The sequence below is a fragment of the Streptomyces sp. NPDC006551 genome, assembly GCF_040611675.1.
In the GTDB taxonomy this organism is placed as follows: Bacteria; Actinomycetota; Actinomycetes; order Streptomycetales; family Streptomycetaceae; genus Streptomyces.
This window is the reverse complement of sequence record NZ_JBEXOT010000001.1, coordinates 427,216-445,121: the sequence shown is the minus strand read 5'-3', so window position 1 is coordinate 445,121 and position 17,906 is coordinate 427,216. Positions and strand designations below refer to the sequence as shown.

The 17,906-nt window shown below is 73.0% G+C and carries 20 protein-coding genes; 15 read left to right on the top strand and 5 right to left on the bottom strand.

The features are described from left to right. Positions 1-9: 9 nt before the first annotated feature. Positions 10-969 (bottom strand): DUF389 domain-containing protein, encoded by a 960-nt coding sequence (locus ABZY12_RS01920; protein ID WP_356886070.1) that lies wholly within the window; start codon positions 967-969, stop codon positions 10-12. A 20-nt stretch (positions 970-989) separates the two neighbouring features. After that, positions 990-2,045 carry a type I pantothenate kinase gene (coaA, locus tag ABZY12_RS01915; RefSeq protein ID WP_356886068.1) on the bottom strand — a complete coding sequence of 352 codons (1,056 nt, stop codon included), beginning with the start codon at positions 2,043-2,045 and terminating at the stop codon, positions 990-992. Positions 2,046-2,243: 198 nt separating this feature from the next. Between coaA and ABZY12_RS01910 the strand changes: the two genes are divergently transcribed. From ABZY12_RS01910 to ABZY12_RS01875, 8 genes are all read left to right on the top strand, one after another. Then, the gene (locus ABZY12_RS01910; protein ID WP_356886066.1) at positions 2,244-2,999 is read left to right on the top strand and encodes a hypothetical protein; all 756 of its coding nucleotides are present in this window, start codon (positions 2,244-2,246) and stop codon (positions 2,997-2,999) included. A 39-nt stretch (positions 3,000-3,038) separates the two neighbouring features. Further along, entirely contained in the window at positions 3,039-4,886 is a 1,848-nt protein-coding gene (gene glmS / locus ABZY12_RS01905) for a glutamine--fructose-6-phosphate transaminase (isomerizing) (protein WP_356886064.1), read from the top strand. A gap of 7 nt (positions 4,887-4,893) precedes the next feature. Further along, a complete protein-coding gene (locus ABZY12_RS01900) occupies positions 4,894-5,262 on the top strand; it encodes a holo-ACP synthase (protein ID WP_356886062.1) in 369 nt (122 codons plus the stop codon). A 50-nt stretch (positions 5,263-5,312) separates the two neighbouring features. Continuing rightward, positions 5,313-6,740, top strand: a complete 1,428-nt coding sequence (locus ABZY12_RS01895) for an NAD(P)H-hydrate dehydratase (RefSeq protein ID WP_356886060.1) — start codon at positions 5,313-5,315, stop codon at positions 6,738-6,740. Positions 6,741-6,995: 255 nt separating this feature from the next. Beyond that, complete coding sequence (gene alr, locus ABZY12_RS01890) at positions 6,996-8,150, top strand: alanine racemase (RefSeq protein ID WP_356886058.1); 1,155 nt, start codon at positions 6,996-6,998, stop codon at positions 8,148-8,150. Positions 8,151-8,222: 72 nt separating this feature from the next. Then, positions 8,223-9,398: an alpha/beta hydrolase gene (locus ABZY12_RS01885; protein ID WP_356886056.1), complete on the top strand. Its 1,176-nt coding sequence runs from the start codon at positions 8,223-8,225 to the stop codon at positions 9,396-9,398. A gap of 10 nt (positions 9,399-9,408) precedes the next feature. Continuing rightward, positions 9,409-9,900 carry a tRNA (adenosine(37)-N6)-threonylcarbamoyltransferase complex ATPase subunit type 1 TsaE gene (gene tsaE, locus ABZY12_RS01880; RefSeq protein ID WP_356886054.1) on the top strand — a complete coding sequence of 164 codons (492 nt, stop codon included), beginning with the start codon at positions 9,409-9,411 and terminating at the stop codon, positions 9,898-9,900. A gap of 164 nt (positions 9,901-10,064) precedes the next feature. Next, positions 10,065-10,253 (top strand): hypothetical protein, encoded by a 189-nt coding sequence (locus ABZY12_RS01875; protein ID WP_356886052.1) that lies wholly within the window; start codon positions 10,065-10,067, stop codon positions 10,251-10,253. A 103-nt stretch (positions 10,254-10,356) separates the two neighbouring features. Here ABZY12_RS01875 and ABZY12_RS01870 read toward each other — a convergent pair whose 3' ends face one another. After that, entirely contained in the window at positions 10,357-10,896 is a 540-nt protein-coding gene (locus tag ABZY12_RS01870) for a hypothetical protein (protein WP_356886286.1), read from the bottom strand. 156 nt (positions 10,897-11,052) lie between these two features. Between ABZY12_RS01870 and tsaB the strand changes: the two genes are divergently transcribed. The 7 genes from tsaB to ABZY12_RS01835 all read left to right on the top strand — a co-directional run bounded on the left by tsaB (position 11,053) and on the right by ABZY12_RS01835 (position 16,165). Continuing rightward, on the top strand, positions 11,053-11,709 hold the full coding sequence (tsaB, locus tag ABZY12_RS01865) for a tRNA (adenosine(37)-N6)-threonylcarbamoyltransferase complex dimerization subunit type 1 TsaB (protein ID WP_356886050.1): 657 nt from the start codon (positions 11,053-11,055) through the stop codon (positions 11,707-11,709). 29 nt (positions 11,710-11,738) lie between these two features. Continuing rightward, on the top strand, positions 11,739-12,197 hold the full coding sequence (gene rimI / locus ABZY12_RS01860) for a ribosomal protein S18-alanine N-acetyltransferase (RefSeq protein ID WP_356886284.1): 459 nt from the start codon (positions 11,739-11,741) through the stop codon (positions 12,195-12,197). Continuing rightward, positions 12,197-13,294 carry a tRNA (adenosine(37)-N6)-threonylcarbamoyltransferase complex transferase subunit TsaD gene (gene tsaD, locus ABZY12_RS01855; RefSeq protein ID WP_356886048.1) on the top strand — a complete coding sequence of 366 codons (1,098 nt, stop codon included), beginning with the start codon at positions 12,197-12,199 and terminating at the stop codon, positions 13,292-13,294. Before rimI ends, tsaD begins: the two co-directional genes overlap by 1 nt. Before the next feature lie 14 nt (positions 13,295-13,308). Beyond that, a complete protein-coding gene (locus ABZY12_RS01850) occupies positions 13,309-13,566 on the top strand; it encodes a hypothetical protein (RefSeq protein WP_356886282.1) in 258 nt (85 codons plus the stop codon). Positions 13,567-13,589: 23 nt separating this feature from the next. Beyond that, entirely contained in the window at positions 13,590-14,441 is an 852-nt protein-coding gene (locus tag ABZY12_RS01845) for a polysaccharide deacetylase family protein (RefSeq protein ID WP_356886046.1), read from the top strand. Between the two features lie 96 nt (positions 14,442-14,537). Next, positions 14,538-14,894: a YciI family protein gene (locus tag ABZY12_RS01840; protein WP_356886044.1), complete on the top strand. Its 357-nt coding sequence runs from the start codon at positions 14,538-14,540 to the stop codon at positions 14,892-14,894. Between the two features lie 29 nt (positions 14,895-14,923). Beyond that, on the top strand, positions 14,924-16,165 hold the full coding sequence (locus ABZY12_RS01835; RefSeq protein WP_356886042.1) for an RNA polymerase sigma factor: 1,242 nt from the start codon (positions 14,924-14,926) through the stop codon (positions 16,163-16,165). Here the strand turns inward: ABZY12_RS01835 and ABZY12_RS01830 are convergent. Further along, a complete protein-coding gene (locus ABZY12_RS01830; RefSeq protein WP_356886040.1) occupies positions 16,159-16,698 on the bottom strand; it encodes a hypothetical protein in 540 nt (179 codons plus the stop codon). The genes ABZY12_RS01835 and ABZY12_RS01830 overlap by 7 nt on opposite strands. Continuing rightward, entirely contained in the window at positions 16,695-17,876 is a 1,182-nt protein-coding gene (locus ABZY12_RS01825; RefSeq protein ID WP_356886038.1) for a class I SAM-dependent methyltransferase, read from the bottom strand. The genes ABZY12_RS01830 and ABZY12_RS01825 overlap by 4 nt, the downstream gene beginning before the upstream one ends. Between the last annotated feature and the right edge of the window lie 30 nt (positions 17,877-17,906).

The window sequence follows — 17,906 nt, the reverse complement described above, 5'->3', positions numbered from 1 at the left end:
CGGCCCGGGCTACCTGCCTCGTGGCGTACCCGGCGGGCGGGTCATCCGTCCCCGCTGGGTACGCCACAGCAGTTTCCAGCCCACGAGGGTGAGGACACCGGCGAGGATGATGCCGAGCAGGTTCAGCAGCAACTGCTCGGCGGAGCCCCACATCTGGCCCACGTCGCCGTAGCTGAGGGCCACCGCGGCGTTCGCGGCGGCCGGGACCGTCGTCACCGAGATCGCCACGCCCACCAGCGCGCCGGACTTCGCCGAGGTGAGCGAGAGGACGCCGGCCGCGCCCGCGAGCAGGGCCACGATGAAGGAGAACGGGTCCGGCTGCCAGATGAAGCTGGTGTTCGGGCGCGGGTTGTCGAGCATGCCCTCGTCGAACTGGCCCCAGGCGTCCATCACCAGACTGAAGACGGTGGTGGCCGCGATCGCGACCGCGAAACCGGCCAGGAGGGCGACCAGACAGCGCCAGGTCAGCCGGGGAGCGCGCCGCACCAGACCCGTACAGATTCCGGCGAGCGGACCGAACTCCGGGCCGACGGCCATCGCGCCCACGATCAGGATCGCGTTGTCGAGGACCACACCGCAGGCCGCGATCATCGTCGCGAGGGTGAGGAACAGCAGATAGGTGATGCTGAGGGTGGACTCCTCGTGGGTCGCCTCGGTCAGCTGCTCCCACACCACCGCGTCCGCCCCTTCGCCGGGGGCCTCCTTCTCGGCGTGGTCGGCGCGCTCGGAGAGGGACAGGTCGATGTGGTCGACCGCGATCGACCCGTCCTTGTCGAGGCCCAGGTCGCGGAGCCCGTTGAGGAGTTCGTCACCGGCCTCGCGGGCCACGTCGCACAGGACGATGTCGCCGGCCGGATCGCGGGCGGCACCGGTGAACACCGCCAGGTGGGTGGTGCCCACCGTCTTGCCGATCAGTTCGAGGACGGCGTCCGTGCGGTCGGCCGGGGTGATCATCCGCAGATGCAGCATGGCCGCACCCTAACGGGGGATCAGAGTTTGCGCAGGGAGAGGCGCTGGACCTTGTGGTCGGGCCCCTTGCGGACGACGAGCGTGGCACGGCCGCGCGTCGGGGCCACGTTCTCGAGGAGGTTCACCTTGTTGATGGTCCGCCACATCGTGCGGGCGTAGTCCAGTGCCTCCTCCTCGGAGACCTGGGTGTAGCGCTGGAAGTACGAGAACGGGTTCTGGAACGCGGTCTCGCGCAGCTTGCGGAAGCGGTTGAGGTACCAGCTCTCGATGTCCTCGGGGCGGGCGTCGACGTACACCGAGAAGTCGAAGTAGTCGGCGAGGCCCACCCGGGTGCGGCCGTCCTTGCCGGGCAGCGCCGGCTGGAGGACGTTGAGCCCCTCGACGATCAGGATGTCGGGGCGGCGGACGACGAGCCGCTCGCCGGGCACGATGTCGTAGATGAGGTGGGAGTAGACGGGGGCGGTGACCTCGTCCTTCCCGGCCTTGATGTCGGCGACGAACCGGGTCAGCGCACGGCGGTCGTACGACTCCGGGAAACCCTTCCGGGACAGCAGCCCGCGCGCCTTCAGCTCCTCCATCGGCAGCAGGAAGCCGTCGGTGGTCACCAGTTCCACACGCGGGTGCTCGGGCCAGCGGGCGAGCAGCGCCTGGAGGAGCCGGGCGACCGTCGACTTGCCGACGGCGACCGAGCCGGCGACTCCTATGACGAACGGCGTGCCGCGCTGCTCGGCGTTCTCGCCGAGGAAGGTGTTCAGCGCGCCCCGCAGACCGCTGGTGGCCTGGACGTACAGATTGAGCAGCCGGGACAGCGGCAGATAGATGTCCCGCACCTCGTCGAGGTCGATGACGTCCCCGAGGCCGCGCAGCCGCTCGACCTCGTCGGCGGAGAGCGGCAGCGGCGTCTTGTCACGCAGCGCACTCCACTCGGCCCTGGTGAGGTCGACGTACGGCGACGCCTCGGCCCGGCGCTGGCCGTTGCCGTTCCCCTTGCCGTGGCTGGGAACGGAGCCGGTGCCTGTGCCGGAGCCGGGGTCGTTGCCGTTGCCCGGGGCGCTTCGTGGCGGCGAAGTGATCACAGGGCCATTGTCGGGGGTGCGGGGCCGTCGTGGGTGGTGGGCTGGGTCACGTGGCGGATCCGTTCCGAGGTGCTCGCACACACGGAGGGGCTCGCGGGATGATTGCGATCGCATACCGGTTGATAACGCGGTGATCATCGCGGTGATCGCTTGCATAGGCTGCTCACAGATTCGCCTGCCCGAGTAGAGAGTTGAACCATGAGAGCCACCACCCTCCGCCGCACCGCGGCCGTCGCCGCCGCCGCTACGTCCCTGGCGATGCTGCTCACCGCGTGCGGCGGGGACGCGAACGACGGCAAGCCGAAGGGCGAGAACGACGCCTCCGCGTCCGCCGCCGCGAAGCCGGACGTGAAGGCGCTCTCCGCCGCCGAGCTGGAGAAGCTCATCGTCGAGCAGGCCGACCTCAAGGGCTACCAGGTACAGAAGGCCAAGGCCGCCGACATCCTGAACGCCGGGGACGTCGGCGCCGACAAGCCCGCCTGCGAGCCGCTCGCCGAGGCCCTGTCGTCCGTCGCCCCCGGCGACGCGGGCGCCAGCACGCAGCGCAAGGCGGTCGAGGTGAGCAAGGGCACCGCGGCGTCGCCGGAGGACATCAAGGGCGCCCTCACCGCCCCCATGACCACCGTGACCCTCGGTTCGTACAGCGGCCAGGGCGCCGAGAAGGCCTTCGCCACCCTGAAGACCGCCGGGACCGAGTGCACGGGCGGGTTCACCGTCATGGCGAGCGGCGCCAAGACCAAGGTCACCAAGATCGCCCCGGAGACCCTGACCGCCGGTGACGAGGCGCTCGCCTGGACGGTCACCAGTGACATGGAGGGGCAGAAGTTCGTCACCAAGCTGGCGGTGTTCCGCAAGGGCAACGCGGTGGCCTCCTTCGCCACCATGAGCCTCGGTGGCGAGGTCAAGGCGCTGCCCAAGGTCGTCATCGACGCGCAGGCCGCCAAGCTGCGCTGAGTCCGGGCCCACGGCCGTCTTCGGTCGTAGGCTGCCGCCATGTGCGGAATCGTGGGTTACGTCGGCGGGCAGTCGGCGCTTGATGTGGTGATCGCGGGCCTCAAGCGGCTCGAGTACCGGGGCTACGACTCGGCCGGGGTCGCGGTGCTCTCCGACGGAGGCATGGCCGCGGCGAAGAAGGCGGGCAAGCTCGTCAATCTGGAGAAGGAGCTGGTGGACCGGCCGTTGCCGAGCGGCTCCACCGGCATCGGGCACACCCGCTGGGCCACGCACGGCGGGCCCACCGACGCCAACGCGCACCCGCATCTCGACAACGCGGGGCGCGTGGCCGTCGTCCACAACGGCATCATCGAGAACTTCGCCGCCCTGCGCGCCGAGTTGGAGGAGCGCGGCCACGACCTCGCGTCCGAGACGGACACCGAGGTCGTGGCCCATCTCCTCGCCGAGCAGTTCTCCTCCTGCGGGGACCTGGCCGAGGCGATGCGGCTGGTGTGCCGGCGCCTCGACGGGGCGTTCACCCTGGTCGCGGTGCACGCGGACGACCCCGACGTGGTCGTCGGCGCGCGCCGCAACTCACCCCTCGTGGTCGGCGTCGGCGAGGGCGAGTTCTTCCTCGCCTCGGACGTCGCGGCGTTCATCGCGCACACCAGGTCCGCGATCGAGCTCGGACAGGACCAGGTCGTCGAGCTGCGCCGGGACGGGGTGACCGTCACCGACTTCGAGGGCGCGCCCGCCGACGTACGGGCGTACCACGTGGACTGGGACGCCTCGGCCGCCGAGAAGGCCGGCTACGACTACTTCATGCTCAAGGAGATCGCCGAGCAGCCGAAGGCCGTCGCCGACACCCTGCTGGGGCGGATCGACGCGGAGGGACACCTCACGCTCGACGAGGTGCGCATCCCCGCCGCCGTGCTGCGGGAGGCCGACAAGGTCGTCATCATCGCCTGCGGCACCGCCTTCCACTCCGGCCTCATCGCGAAGTACGCCATCGAGCACTGGACCCGGATCCCCTGCGAGGTGGAGCTGGCCAGCGAGTTCCGCTACCGCGACCCGATCCTCGGCCAGCGCACCCTGGTCATCGCCATCTCCCAGTCCGGCGAGACCATGGACACCCTGATGGCGCTGCGACACGCGCGCGAGCAGGGCGCGAAGGTGCTGGCCATCTGCAACACGAACGGTTCGACCATTCCGCGCGAGTCCGACGCCGTCCTCTACACGCACGCGGGGCCCGAGGTCGCCGTGGCGTCGACGAAGGCCTTCCTGACGCAGCTCGTGGCCTGCTACCTCGTCGCGCTGTATCTGGGGCAGGTGCGCGGGACGAAGTGGGGCGACGAGATCCACGCCGTGATCCGGGAGCTCGCGCGGATCGCCGACGAGGTCGAGCGGGTCCTGGAGACCATGCAGCCGGTGCGCGAGCTGGCGCGCTCGCTCGCCCACAAGAACACGGTCCTCTTCCTCGGCCGGCACGTCGGCTACCCCGTGGCCCTGGAAGGCGCGCTGAAGCTGAAGGAACTCGCGTACATGCACGCCGAAGGCTTCGCCGCCGGTGAGCTCAAGCACGGGCCGATCGCACTCATCGAGGAGGATCTGCCGGTCGTCGTGGTCGTGCCGTCCCCCAAGGGCCGGTCCGTCCTCCACGACAAGATCGTCTCCAACATCCAGGAGATCCGGGCGCGCGGGGCGCGGACCATCGTGATCGCGGAGGAGGGCGACGAGGCCGTCGTCCCGTACGCCGACCATCTCATCCGTATCCCGGCAACGCCTACGCTGCTCCAGCCGCTGGTCTCCACCGTGCCGCTGCAGGTCTTCGCCTGCGAGCTGGCGACGGCGCGCGGCAACGAGGTGGACCAGCCGCGGAACCTGGCGAAATCTGTGACCGTGGAGTGATGAGCGAATGATCATCGGGGTGGGGATCGACGTGGCCGAGGTGGACCGCTTCGCGGCCTCCCTTGAGCGGACCCCCGGGCTGCTCGCGCGGCTCTTCGTCGAGCGCGAGCTGCTGCTGCCGAGCGGCGAGCGGCGCGGACCCGCCTCGCTCGCGGTCCGCTTCGCCGCGAAGGAGGCGGTGGCCAAGGCGCTCGGCGCGCCCGCCGGCCTGCACTGGACGGACGCGGAGGTGTACGTCGAGGACAGCGGGCAGCCCCGGCTGCGGGTGCGCGGGACGGTGGCGGCGCGGGCGGCCGAACTCGGGGTGAGGCACTGGCATGTGTCCCTCAGTCACGACGCGGGCGTGGCGTCGGCGGTGGTGATCGCCGAGGGGTGACAACCCTCTTCTGCGGGCGGGGGCTTGGCAGGTGCGGCAGACTGCGGAACATGCGTACCGCTTACCGCGTGGAGTCCGTACGGGCCGCAGAGGCCGAGCTGATGAGCCGTCTGCCGGAGGGCGCGCTGATGCACCGGGCGGCGGCGGGGCTCGCCGCCGCCTGTGTCTCGCTCCTCGGGCGGGGCCGGGTGTACGGGGCGAGAGTCGTGCTGCTCGTCGGCAGCGGGGACAACGGCGGCGACGCGCTGTACGCGGGTGCGCGGCTCGCCCGGCGCGGGGCCGGCGTGACGGCCGTCCTGCTCGGCTCGCGGGCGCACGAGGGCGGTCTCGGCGCGCTGCGGGCGGCCGGCGGGCGGGTCGCGGAGGACCCGTTCGAGCCGCTCGCCGCCGCCGATCTCGTCCTGGACGGGATCACCGGCATCGGCGGGCGCGGCGGACTGCGCCCGGACGCGGTCCCGGTCGCGCGGGCGGCGCGTGGCTCGGACGCGGTCGTGGTCGCCGTCGACCTGCCCAGCGGCGTCGACGCGGACACGGGCCAGGTGACGGGGGAGGCGCTGCGGGCGGACGCGACCGTGACGTTCGGGGCGTACAAGCCGGGGCTGCTGATCGACCCGGCGCGGGAGTACGCGGGGGCGCTGCGGCTCGTCGACATCGGACTCGCGGACCTGTTGCCCTCGGTGCCCGACCTGGAGGCGCTCCAGCACGAGGACGTGGCGCGGCTGCTGCCCGTGCCGGGCGCGGAGAGCGACAAATACCGGCGGGGTGTGGTGGGCGTGGTCGCCGGGTCCGCGCGCTACCCGGGCGCGGCCGTCCTCGCGGTGGCGGGAGCGCTGCGGGGCGGTGCGGGCGCGGTGCGGTACGTGGGCCCGGCCGGGGACGCGGTGATCGCCCGCTTCCCCGAGACCCTGGTGCACGCCGGGCCGCCGGAGAAGGCGGGCCGGGTCCAGGCGTGGGTGGTGGGCCCGGGGCTCGGGGACGGGCCCGGGGTCGCGGACGTCCTCGCCTCGGACGTACCGGTCCTGGTGGACGCGGACGGACTGCGGGACCTGCCGGTGTCCGTGGTGCGCGGGCGTACGGCTCCGACGCTGCTCACCCCGCACGCGGGGGAGGCGGCGGCGCTGCTCGGCGTCTCCCGGGAGGCGGTGGAGGCGGGGCGGCTCGCGGCGGTACGGGACCTGGCGGCGCGCTTCGACGCGACGGTGCTGCTCAAGGGCTCGACGACGCTGGTGGCCGGGCCGGACGCGGCGGTACGGGTCAACCCCACGGGCACGTCCTGGCTGGCGACGGCGGGCAGCGGTGATGTGCTGTCGGGCCTCGCCGGGTCGCTGCTCGCGGCGGGGCTGTCGGCTCTGGACGCGGGGTCTGCGGCCGCGTACCTGCACGGGCTCGCGGCCCGCCGCGCGTCCGGCGGCGGGCCGATCACGGCGGCGCAGGTGGCGACGGCCCTGCCCGACGCGTGGCGTGACGTGACGTCGTAGCGCGCTCGGCGCCCAGCCGTCGCGGCTCGGCCGGGGTGACTCCGGTCGGCCCAAGGCGTAAGCACGCGCGTGGGGCGGCCCAAGGCGTAAGCACGCGCGTGGGGTTGGGCGGGCGGGCCGGCACGCCCACCGGTGGCCGCCGCCGCGTCCCTCTCGGCCCCGCCCACGAAGCTCGGGGACTTCCCGCGCCCAGGGTGACCGGGTCTACATCCGGGGAAATCGGCCCGGGGGCCGACACCTGAGAGACTGGGCGCGATGACTGAGACACCGCCGCCCCGCCGAGCCCGCGCCGAGATCGACCTCGGTGCGCTGCGTGCGAACGTCCGCACGCTGCGCGCCCGCGTCGCGCCCCACGCCCAGGTCATGGCCGTGGTCAAGGCGGACGCGTACGGACACGGCGCCGTACGCTGCGCCCGCGCCGCCCTCGAAGCGGGCGCCACCTGGCTCGGCACCGCCACCCCGCACGAGGCGCTCGCCCTGCGCGCGGCCGGCATCACGGAGGCGGACGCCCGGGTGATGTGCTGGCTGTGGACCCCCGGCGACCCGTGGGCCGACGGCATCGAGGCCGGTCTCGACATGTCCGTCAGCGGCCTGTGGGCCCTGCGGGAGGTCGTCGAAGCGGCGCGCGCCACCGGGAAGCGGGCGCGCGTCCAGCTCAAGGCCGACACCGGACTCGGCCGTAACGGCTGCCAGCCAGCCGACTGGCCCCAGCTCGTCGGCGAGGCCCTGAAGGCCGAGGGCCAGGGCCTGGTCCGGATCACCGGCCTCTGGTCGCACTTCGCCTGCGCCGACGAGCCCGGCCACCCCTCCATCGCCTCCCAGCTCGACGTCTTCCACACGATGCTGGAGTACGCCGAGAAGGCCGGCGTCGAGCCCGAGGTCCGGCACATCGCCAACTCGCCGGCCACCCTCACCCTCCCGGAGGCCCACTTCGACCTCGTCCGGCCCGGCATCGCCATGTACGGCGTCTCGCCCAGCCCCGAGCTCGGCACCCCCGCCGACTTCGGCCTGCGGCCCGTGATGTCGCTCAAGGCGAGCATCGCCCTGGTCAAGCAGGTCCCGGCCGGGCACGGCGTCAGTTATGGACACCACTACGTCACCGAGGACGAGACCCACCTCGGGCTCGTGCCCCTCGGCTACGCCGACGGGGTCCCGCGCCACGCCTCCGGGCGCGGGCCCGTGCTCGTCGGCGACCGGGTCCGCCGGGTGGCCGGCCGGGTCGCCATGGACCAGTTCGTGGTCGACCTGGGCCGTGACACCGTCGAGCCCGGCGCGGAGGCGGTGCTCTTCGGCCCCGGCGACCGGGGGGAGCCGACCGCCGAGGACTGGGCCGTGGCCGCCGACACCATCGCGTACGAGATCGTCACACGCATCGGCGCGCGCGTCCCGCGCGTCTACCTGAACGGGTAGGCGTGCCCCGCGCGTCTACCTGAACGGGTGGGACGACCGGCAACGAGCGGTACGAGTCATCAGGGAGCGGGAGTGAGCGAGTCCAGTAACGACACCTGGCGCCGTGCCGGGGTCGCCGGTGCCGCGCTGGGCGTCCTCGCGGCCGGCGCGGCCGCGGGCGTCGCGATCGAGCGGCTCACGGTCGGGCGCGGCATGCGGCAGAAGGCGCGGCTCGCGCTCGACGCCTCCGGCCCCTACGGCTCCCTGCGCGGCACCCCCGGCAAGGCGATCGCCGACGACACCACCGAGCTGTACTACGAGATCGACGAGGTGGACCCGGAGGCCGGCGCCCCGCGCAAACGGCGCCTCTTCGGCCGCAAGGCGCCCGCCCCCGTCACGGTCGTGTTCAGCCACGGGTACTGCCTCGGCCAGGACTCCTGGCACTTCCAGCGGGCGGCCCTGCGCGGACTGGTCCGCACCGTCCACTGGGACCAGCGCAGTCATGGGCGCTCGGGCCGCGGGGCCGCCCAGTCCGGGCCCGACGGCGTACCCGTCTCCATCGACCAGCTGGGCCGTGATCTGAAGGCCGTCATCGACGCGGCCGCGCCCGAGGGGCCGCTGGTCCTGGTCGGGCACTCGATGGGCGGCATGACGATCATGGCGCTCGCCGAGCGGTACCCCGAGCTGATCCGCGAACGGGTCGTCGGCGTCGCCTTCGTCGGGACCTCCTGCGGCAAGCTCGGCGAGGTGAACTACGGCCTGCCGATAGCGGGGGTCAACGCCGTGCGGCGCGTGCTGCCCGGCGTGCTGAAGGCCCTCGGCTCGCGGGCGGAGCTGGTGGAGCGGGGCCGCAGGGCCACCGCAGACCTGTTCGCCGGGCTCATCAAGAAGTACTCGTTCTCCTCGAAGGACGTGGATCCGGCGGTCGCCCGGTTCGCGGAGCGGATGATCGAGGCGACCCCGATCGACGTGGTCGCCGAGTTCTATCCGGCCTTCGCCGAGCACGACAGGGCGCACGTGCTCCCGGTCTTCCGCGAGGTCCCCGTGCTCGCACTGGCCGGTGACCGCGACCTCGTCACGCCCAGCTCGCACACCGAGGCCATCGCCGATCTGCTGCCGGACAGCGAGCTGGTCATCGTCCCCGACGGCGGCCATCTGGTCATGCTGGAGCACCCCGAGGCGGTCACCGACCGGCTGGCGGACCTCCTCGCCCGGGTCGGCGCGGTCCCGGCGGCGACGGGCGCGAAGGCGGGCTCGGGCAACGGCTAAGTTGGCCCGTATGGAAGCACCGCACAACGCAGCCACGCTCGACGTCGACTCCCCCGAACGCATGCAGGAGATCGGCCGCCGCCTCGCGAAACTCCTCCGCCCCGGTGACCTCGTGATGCTCACCGGCGAGCTCGGCGCCGGAAAGACGACACTCACCCGCGGCCTGGGCGAGGGCCTCGGGGTGCGCGGCGCCGTCACCTCGCCGACCTTCGTCATCGCGCGCGTCCACCCGTCCCTGGTCGGCGGCCCGGCCCTGGTCCACGTCGACGCGTACCGCCTCGGCGGCGGCCTGGACGAGATGGAGGACCTCGACCTCGATGTCTCGCTGCCCGAGTCGGTGGTCGTCGTGGAGTGGGGCGACGGCAAGGTAGAGGACCTGACGGACGACCGGTTGCACGTGCTGATCCACCGCGTCGTCGGGGACACGGACGACGACCGGCGCACGGTCGTGCTGCGCGGGATCGGCGACCGCTGGGCAGGCGAGGACCTCGGACTCGGCTGACCTCGGACTCGGGTGACGGCGGCTCGGCGGGCGGAGCGGAGGAACGGGCGGGGAACGTCCGTAGGTTCCGACAAGGTGTCGGGAAGATGTTGCATCGGTCCTACGAGCCGTGGTGACATGGAGGCACGAGCTGGTTAGGTGTACCTAACCTACGGGAGGCAACCATGGCGACGCCAGAGCGGGCACGCGCAGCGGACCGGATCTCGATGAGCGATCTGCTGGCGTCCTGCGCCGCCGCCGACGCGGTGTCGACTCCGCCGCGCGAGCGGCAGGCGGAGCCACAGGCCGAGCCGGAGATCGACGAGGTCGGTGAGATCGAACAGGAGCGCGCGGTCCGGCCCGAGGCCGCGTAACCCGTACGGGCGATTCCGCCGCGCGCGGCCGTTCGCGCGACGGCAGGCGCGAGCCGCCGCGCGGCAAGCGCGAGGCCCGGCGTGCGACGGCGAACGCGAGCGGCTACGCGACGACGACGACCTTCGCGCCGATGGTGGCGAAGGCCCACAGCGCGTCGCCGTCCGCCCGCTTCATCCGAATGCCGCCGGTCTTCCGTACGGGATCCGGCGTCGGCAGCGAGCCGTCGACCGCCGCGCTGAAACCGATCGTGACGTCCTCGACGGTCGTGAACCGCACCACGTGCTCGATCCGCACCCCGTCCGAGCCCTTCACACTGGCCGAGCGCGAGGTCACGCGGTACGCCCCGGGGACCGGATGGACCGTGCTCGGCATCACCGAGAAGGTGTGCGTGGCCTGGTTCTTCTCGTCCACCAGCCAGACCCGCCGCTCGGACAGCGCGTACACGACGCGCGCGCCCGTGCCCGAGTTCCCCGGGACGGCCAGCGGGTCCCTGACCGGCTTCGCGGGGCCGCCGGTCGTCGCCGCCGACGGTGCCGCGCTCGGCGTCCGCGGCTTCGCCGACACATCGGCCGGGGCGTTCGCCGACGCCTGATAGGCGAGGAAGGCGACCGCGGCGACGGCCGCCGCGGTGAGCCCGGCCACGAATCCCGAGCTGCTCCTACCCACCCGTGCCACCTTTCTCTCCCGGAGCCTTCGGCCCGGGTGGTTCCCCCATGTCCTGTTCGAGGCGACGGTAGCAGCAGCGGACCGGCGGTACGGGGCGCCGTGCCCGGTGGCCGGGAGCCGTAGGCTGTTCGCGTGCTCTTGCTCGCCATGGATACCGCCACGCCCGCCGTCACCGTCGCCCTCCACGACGGCGACTCCGTCGTCGCCGAGTCGCGCCAGGTCGACGCCCGTCGCCACGGGGAGCTGCTGCTCCCCGCCGTCGACCGGGTCATGAAGGAGGCCGGGCTGAAGCTCGACGCCGTCACCGGTGTCGTCGTCGGGGTCGGCCCGGGGCCGTACACCGGACTGCGGGTCGGTCTGGTCACCGCCGCCACTTTCTCCTCCGCGCTCGGCGTCCCGGTGCACGGTCTGTGCACGCTGGACGGGCTCGCCTACGCCTCCGGGATCGACGAGCCGTTCGTCGTCGCGACGGACGCCCGCCGCAAGGAGGTCTACTGGGCCCGGTACGACGACCGCCGTACGCGGGTGACCGACGCGGCCGTCGACCGGCCCGCCGACATCGCCCGGGACGTCGCCGGCCTGCCGGCGGTCGGCGCCGGAGCCCGCCTCTACCCCGAGGTGTTCACCGACGCCCGCGACCCCGAGCACCAGTCCGCCGCGGCGCTCGCCGCCCTCGCGGCCGAGAAGCTGGCGGCCGGGAGCACGGACTTCCTCGACCCGCTGCCCATGTACCTGCGCCGCCCCGACGCCCAGGTGCCCAAGAACTACAAGGTGGTCACCCCGAAGTGACCGCCGTGACCGCCGCCGTGCTGCGGGAGATGCGCTGGTGGGACATCGAGCCCGTGCTCGCACTCGAACACGAGCTCTTCCCCGAGGACGCCTGGTCCGAGGGGATGTTCTGGTCGGAGCTCGCGCACGCGCGCGGCCCGCGCGCCACCCGCCGCTACGTCGTCGCGGAGGCCGGCGGCCGGCTCGTCGGCTACGCGGGGCTCGCCGCGGCCGGCGGCCTCGGCGACGTCCAGACGATCGCCGTCGCCCGCGACCAGTGGGGAACCGGGCTCGGCGCCCGGCTGCTCACCGATCTGCTCCAGCACGCCACCGCCTTCGAGTGCGACGAGGTGCTGCTGGAGGTACGGGTGGACAACACCCGGGCCCAGAAGCTGTACGAGCGTTTCGGCTTCGAGCCCATCGGCTTCCGGCGCGGCTACTACCAGCCCGGCAACGTGGACGCGCTTGTCATGCGATTGACCGTTCAAGGAACAGAGACGACTGACTGATGGCTGCTGACGAACCGCTCGTACTCGGCATCGAGACCTCCTGCGACGAGACCGGCGTCGGCATCGTGCGGGGCACGACCCTGCTCGCCGACGCCGTCGCGTCCAGCGTGGACACCCACGCGCGCTACGGCGGAGTGGTGCCGGAGATCGCCTCCCGCGCCCACCTGGAGGCGATGGTCCCGACCATCGAGCGCGCCCTGAAGGAGGCCGGGGTCTCCGCGAAGGACCTCGACGGCATCGCGGTCACGGCCGGCCCCGGCCTGGCCGGTGCCCTGCTCGTCGGTGTGTCGGCCGCCAAGGCCTACGCGTACGCCCTGAACAAGCCGCTCTACGGCGTGAACCACCTCGCCTCGCACATCTGCGTCGACCAGCTGGAGCACGGCCCGCTGCCCGAGCCGACGATGGCGCTCCTCGTCTCCGGCGGCCACTCCTCGCTGCTGCTCGCGCCCGACATCACCGCCGACGTGCGGCCGATGGGCGCCACGATCGACGACGCGGCCGGCGAGGCCTTCGACAAGATCGCGCGCGTGCTCGACCTCGGCTTCCCCGGCGGCCCGGTCATCGACCGGCTGGCCCGGGAGGGAGATCCGAACGCGATCGCCTTCCCGCGCGGCCTGAGCGGCGCCAAGGACCCCGCGTACGACTTCTCCTTCTCCGGGCTGAAGACGGCCGTGGCCCGCTGGATCGAGGCGAAGCGGGCGGCGGGCGAGGAGGTGCCGGTACGGGACGTGGCGGCGTCCTTCCAGGAGGCGGTCGTCGACGTGCTGACCCGCAAGGCCGTCCGCGCTTGCAAGGACGAGGGCGTCGACCACCTGATGATCGGCGGCGGCGTGGCGGCCAACTCGCGGCTGCGGGCGCTGGCCGAGGAGCGATGCGAGCGGGCGGGCATCCGGCTGCGGGTGCCGAGGCCGGGGCTGTGCACGGACAACGGCGCGATGGTCGCGGCGCTCGGCGCCGAGATGGTGGCGCGCAACCGGCCGGCCTCCGACCTGGAGCTGTCCGCGGACTCGTCCCTCCCGGTGACGGACCCGCACGTGCCAGGCGACCACGGCCACGACCATGTGCACGAGGTCAGCAAGGAGAACCTGTACCCGTGACGACCGTGACGCTCATGTGGGAGGCGCGGGCGGTCGAGGGCCGTGGCGCCGAACTCCTGGAGTGGGCACGGGCGCAGACCCTGCCGTACGCGCCGCTGCGCCGTGAGACCTTCCGCGCCGAGCAGGACCGCGTCCTCGTGCTGACCTGGTGGGACGCAGCCGTCGGCGCGGATCCGCCCGAACTGCCCGAGCCGACCGGGGACCTGGTCACCCGCCCGGTGCACCGCTGGCGCTTCGAATCGGTCTCCGTGGACACGGGAGCAACCTCCTAGCCGGAACCCGCATCAAACACGGCGTGGACAAGAAGATCGTGGCGTGGGCGGTGCTGACCGTCGCCGCCCTGCTCGTGACGGGGTGCACGTCGGGCGCCGACGCCGCCCCGCGTACGGCCCCCTCGGCGACGCCCTCGGCCGGGAACAAGGCGCCCGGGGGCCCGGGCGCGGCCCCCGACCAGGCGGCCGAAGCGGCCGCCGCGTACCGGAAGTGGGGGCTCAAGCCCTTCGCCGCCCCGCCGGAGCCGCCCGCCGTCAAGCCGGTCGAGCGGCCCCCGGGCAGCCCCGTGCCGGTCATCAGCGAGATACCGACGACCGAGAAGATCGTCTTCATCACCGTCGACGACGGTGCCGAGAAGGACCCTCGGTTCGTGGAGATGATGAAGGATCTCAAGGTCCCGGTGACGATGTTCCTCACCGACTCGGCGATCCGCACCGACTACGCGTACTTCGAGCCGCTCGCCGCCCTCGGCAACGGCGTCGCCAACCACACCCTCACCCACCCCAACCTGCGCACCCTCGGCCGGGCCGCCCAGCAGCGGGAGATATGCGGACAGCAGACGAAGCTGGCGAAGGAGTACGGGACGGCCCCGCGGCTCTTCCGCCCGCCCTACGGCAACTGGAACGAGGACACCCGCGCCGCCGCCGGCACCTGCGGGGTGGACGCGATCGTGCTGTGGCGCGAATCGATGCAGATCACGAACATGCAGTACCAGCGCGGGGACGGGAAGCTGCGCCCCGGCGACATCATCCTGGCCCACTTCCGCGGCCCGGCCGAGCTCAAGGGCACGACGATGACCGAGATGACGGCCAACATGCTCCGGCACATCCAGGACCAGGGCTTCACCGTGGCCCGCCTGGAGGACTACGTCTGAAAATTCTCTCCTCGCCGTGTCGATGCGGGCGGCGCCCGTTCGACGTAAGAGTGAGAGGCGGGGAACGGCCCCGTCGTCGCACACCGAGGAGTCACCATGCCCCGCTTCATGTCGCTGATCCGCATCGAGGAGAACGCCTTCGCCATGGAGGAGGCCCCGGCCGATTTCGGCGAGCGGATGGAAGCGCTCTTCGAGGAGATCACCAAGGCCGGCGTCATGCTGGACACGGCCGGACTCAAGCCGACCTCCGAAGGCACCAGGGTGACCTGGTCCGGCGGCAGGCTCAGCTACACCGACGGACCCTTCACCGAGACGAAGGAGGTCGTCGGTGGTTACGCCATGATGCAGTGCAAGGACAAGGCCGAGGCGCTGGAGTGGGCCAAGCGCTTCCTGGAGATCCACCCGGAGCAGTGGACCGTCACCTGCGAGGTGCGCCAGCTCGACGAGGGCTGACGGCGGGAGGCTGTGCTGTCATGTGAACCGTGACAGTGCACAGCACACTCGACACCGTCTTCCGGATGGAGTCGCCACGGATCATCGCCGCCGCGGCGAGGATCGTCCGTGACGTCGGTATCGCCGAGGAGATCGCCCAGGACACGCTCGTCGCCGCGCTGGAGCAGTGGCCGGCGACGGGGGTCCCGGACCGGCCGGGCGCCTGGCTGACGGCCGCCGCCAAGAACCGCGCGGTCGACCTCGTGCGGCGCCGGGAGACGTACGCCCGCAAGCTCGCGGAGGCGGGCCGCGAGCTGGCGGAGGAGTCGTACGACCCCGAGCCCTCCGGCCCCGGGGACATCGACGACGATCTGCTGCGGCTGATCTTCACCGCCTGCCACCCCGTGCTCTCCGCCGAGGCGCGCACCGCACTGACCCTGCGGCTGGTCGGCGGACTGCGCACGGACGAGATCGCCCGCGCCTTCCTCGTACCGGAGCCGACGGTCGCCCAGCGGATCGTGCGGGCCAAGCGGACCCTGGCGAAGGCGGGCGTCGAGTTCGAAGTGCCGTACGGGGAGGAGCGGGCGGCCCGGCTCGGCTCCGTCCTCGACGTCATCTACCTGATCTTCAACGAGGGTTACGCGGCCACGGCGGGCGACGACCTGCTGCGGCCGGCGCTCTGCGAGGACGCGCTGCGGCTGGCCCGGGTGCTCGCCGGGCTGATGCCCAAGGAGGGCGAAGTCCACGGGCTGGCCGCCCTGTTGGAGATCCAGGCGTCCCGCACGGCGGCGCGGACGGGGCCGGACGGGGAGCCGGTCCTCCTCGCCGACCAGAACCGGAGCCGCTGGAACCGGCTGATGATCCTGCGGGGGTTCGCCTCGCTGGAGCGGGCCGCGGAGGGCGGCACGTACGGGCCGTACGCCCTGCAGGCGGCCATCGCCGCCTGCCACGCGAAGGCGCTGACGTACGAGGAGACGGACTGGCGGACCATCGCCGCCCTGTACGGCCGGCTGGCGGCCGTCGCGCCTTCCCCGGTGGTCGAGTTGAACAGGGCGGTCGCCGTCTCGATGGCCGAGGGCCCGGAGGCCGGGCTCGCGCTCGTCGACGCGCTGAGCGACGGACCCGCGCTGGCGGGCTACCACTTGCTGCCGAGCGTGCGAGGAGACCTGCTGGCGCGCCTCGGGCGGTCCGAGGAGGCCCGTGCGGAGTTCGAGCGGGCGGCCGCGCTCACCCGCAACGAGCGGGAGCGCGAACTCCTCCTCGGTCGCGCCCGGGGAACAGGGGTTCAGTAGCGCAGGATCTGCCCGGCCGAGGTGCCGACGATGACCGTGCCGTCGGGGGCCGCGTGCAGCGAGAGCGGTCCGTACGGGGGCAGGGGGCGCCGGCCGAGGACGGTCCCGTCGGTGGTGTCGACCGAGACGAGGGTGTCGTCGGCGCACAGGGCGTGCACGACACCGGCGTGCGCGTCGAGGTCGAGGACCTCGGTGTGCAGGGGCCGGCTCCAGAGGACGTCCCCGGCGGGGAAGGCCCGGCGGACCAGCTCCGTCTCTCCGTGCAGCAGCGCGGGGCCCGCGGCGTCGGCGACGTACACCGCCCGGCCGAGGGGCGCGTCGACGGTGAAGAGCACCGTCTCGGGGGCCGCGTCCATCGTGAACGTCAGCAGGTGCGCGCAGGAGAGGTCGGCGGCCCGGTAGACGGCCACCCGGCTCCGGAGGTGCGCCACCGAGCTGACCGCGATCCACCGCTCGTCGGCGCTGACGGCCACCTGGGTCGGATTCCCGAGCAGTTCGGGAAAGGGCTCGTCGTGGAGGGGCGCGCCGGTCAACGCGCCGGCCGGCCGATCAGCATCGTCGGGGCGCCCGCGACACGGGTGAGGAAGACCGTGGCGGAGTGCGGACCCTTCGGCTTGATCTTGCGGCGCAGCTCCTCGGGCTCGACGGCCGAGCCGCGCTTCTTCACCGTCAGGGTGCCCACCTCGCGCTCACGCAGCAGAGCCTTCAGCTTCTTGAGGTTGAAGGGCAGCCGGTCGGTGATCTCGTACGCGGTGGCGTAGGGGGTCGGGACGAGCGCGTCCGCCGTGACGTAGGCGATCGTCTCGTCGATCAGGCCGCCGTCCAGCGTCTCGGCGACCTCGGCGACCAGGTGGGCGCGGATGACGGCGCCGTCCGGCTCGTAGAGGTAGCGGCCGACCGGGCGGACGGCGGGGTCGGGCAGGCCGCGGCCGGTCAGGCCGGCGCCGGAGGGCAGGAGGGTGGCGCGGACGGCGCCGGGAGACGTGCCGAACCACAGCACCGCCTCCTTCACGTCGCCGCCGTCCGAGATCCACTCCGCCTCCGCGTCCTCCGGGACGGCCTCGTGCGGCACACCGGGGGCGATCTTCAGTGCCGCGTGCGGGGCCCGGCGTGCGGCCTCGATCGCCCAGGAGAGCGGCGGCGAGTATGCCTCCGGGTCGAAGATCCTGCCCCGCCCGCCGCGCCGCGCCGGGTCGACGAAGACCGCGTCGTAAGGGGTCGTGTCGATCTCCGTGACGTCCGCGCAGCGGACCTCGATCAGCTCGTCGAGCCCGAGCGCGGCGGCGTTCGCACGGGCGGCCGCGGCGGTCAGCGGGTCGCGGTCCACGGCGAGGACCGAGATCCCGGCACGGGCGAAGGCGATGGCGTCCCCGCCGATGCCGCCGCACAGGTCGGCGACGGAGCGGACGCCGAGCTCCCTGAACCGGCGGGCCCGGTAGGCCCCGACGGTCGCCCGGGTGGACTGCTCCACGCCGTGGGGCGTGAAGTACATCCGGTACGCGTCGTCCGCGCCGAACTTCGCCACCGCGCGCTGCCGGAGCCTGGCCTGCCCGACGGCCGCCGTGACCAGCTCGGCCGGATGGTCCCGGCGCAGCCGGGAGACGACCGCAAGTTCCTGGGCGGGGTCGTGGTCGCGCAGGGCGGCGAGCAGGGTCTGGCCCTCGGGGGTGAGCAGGGCGGTGAAGGCGGCGAGGTCGGTCACCCGCCCCATTGTGGTGCCTGGCCGCCTGTGGGCCGGCCG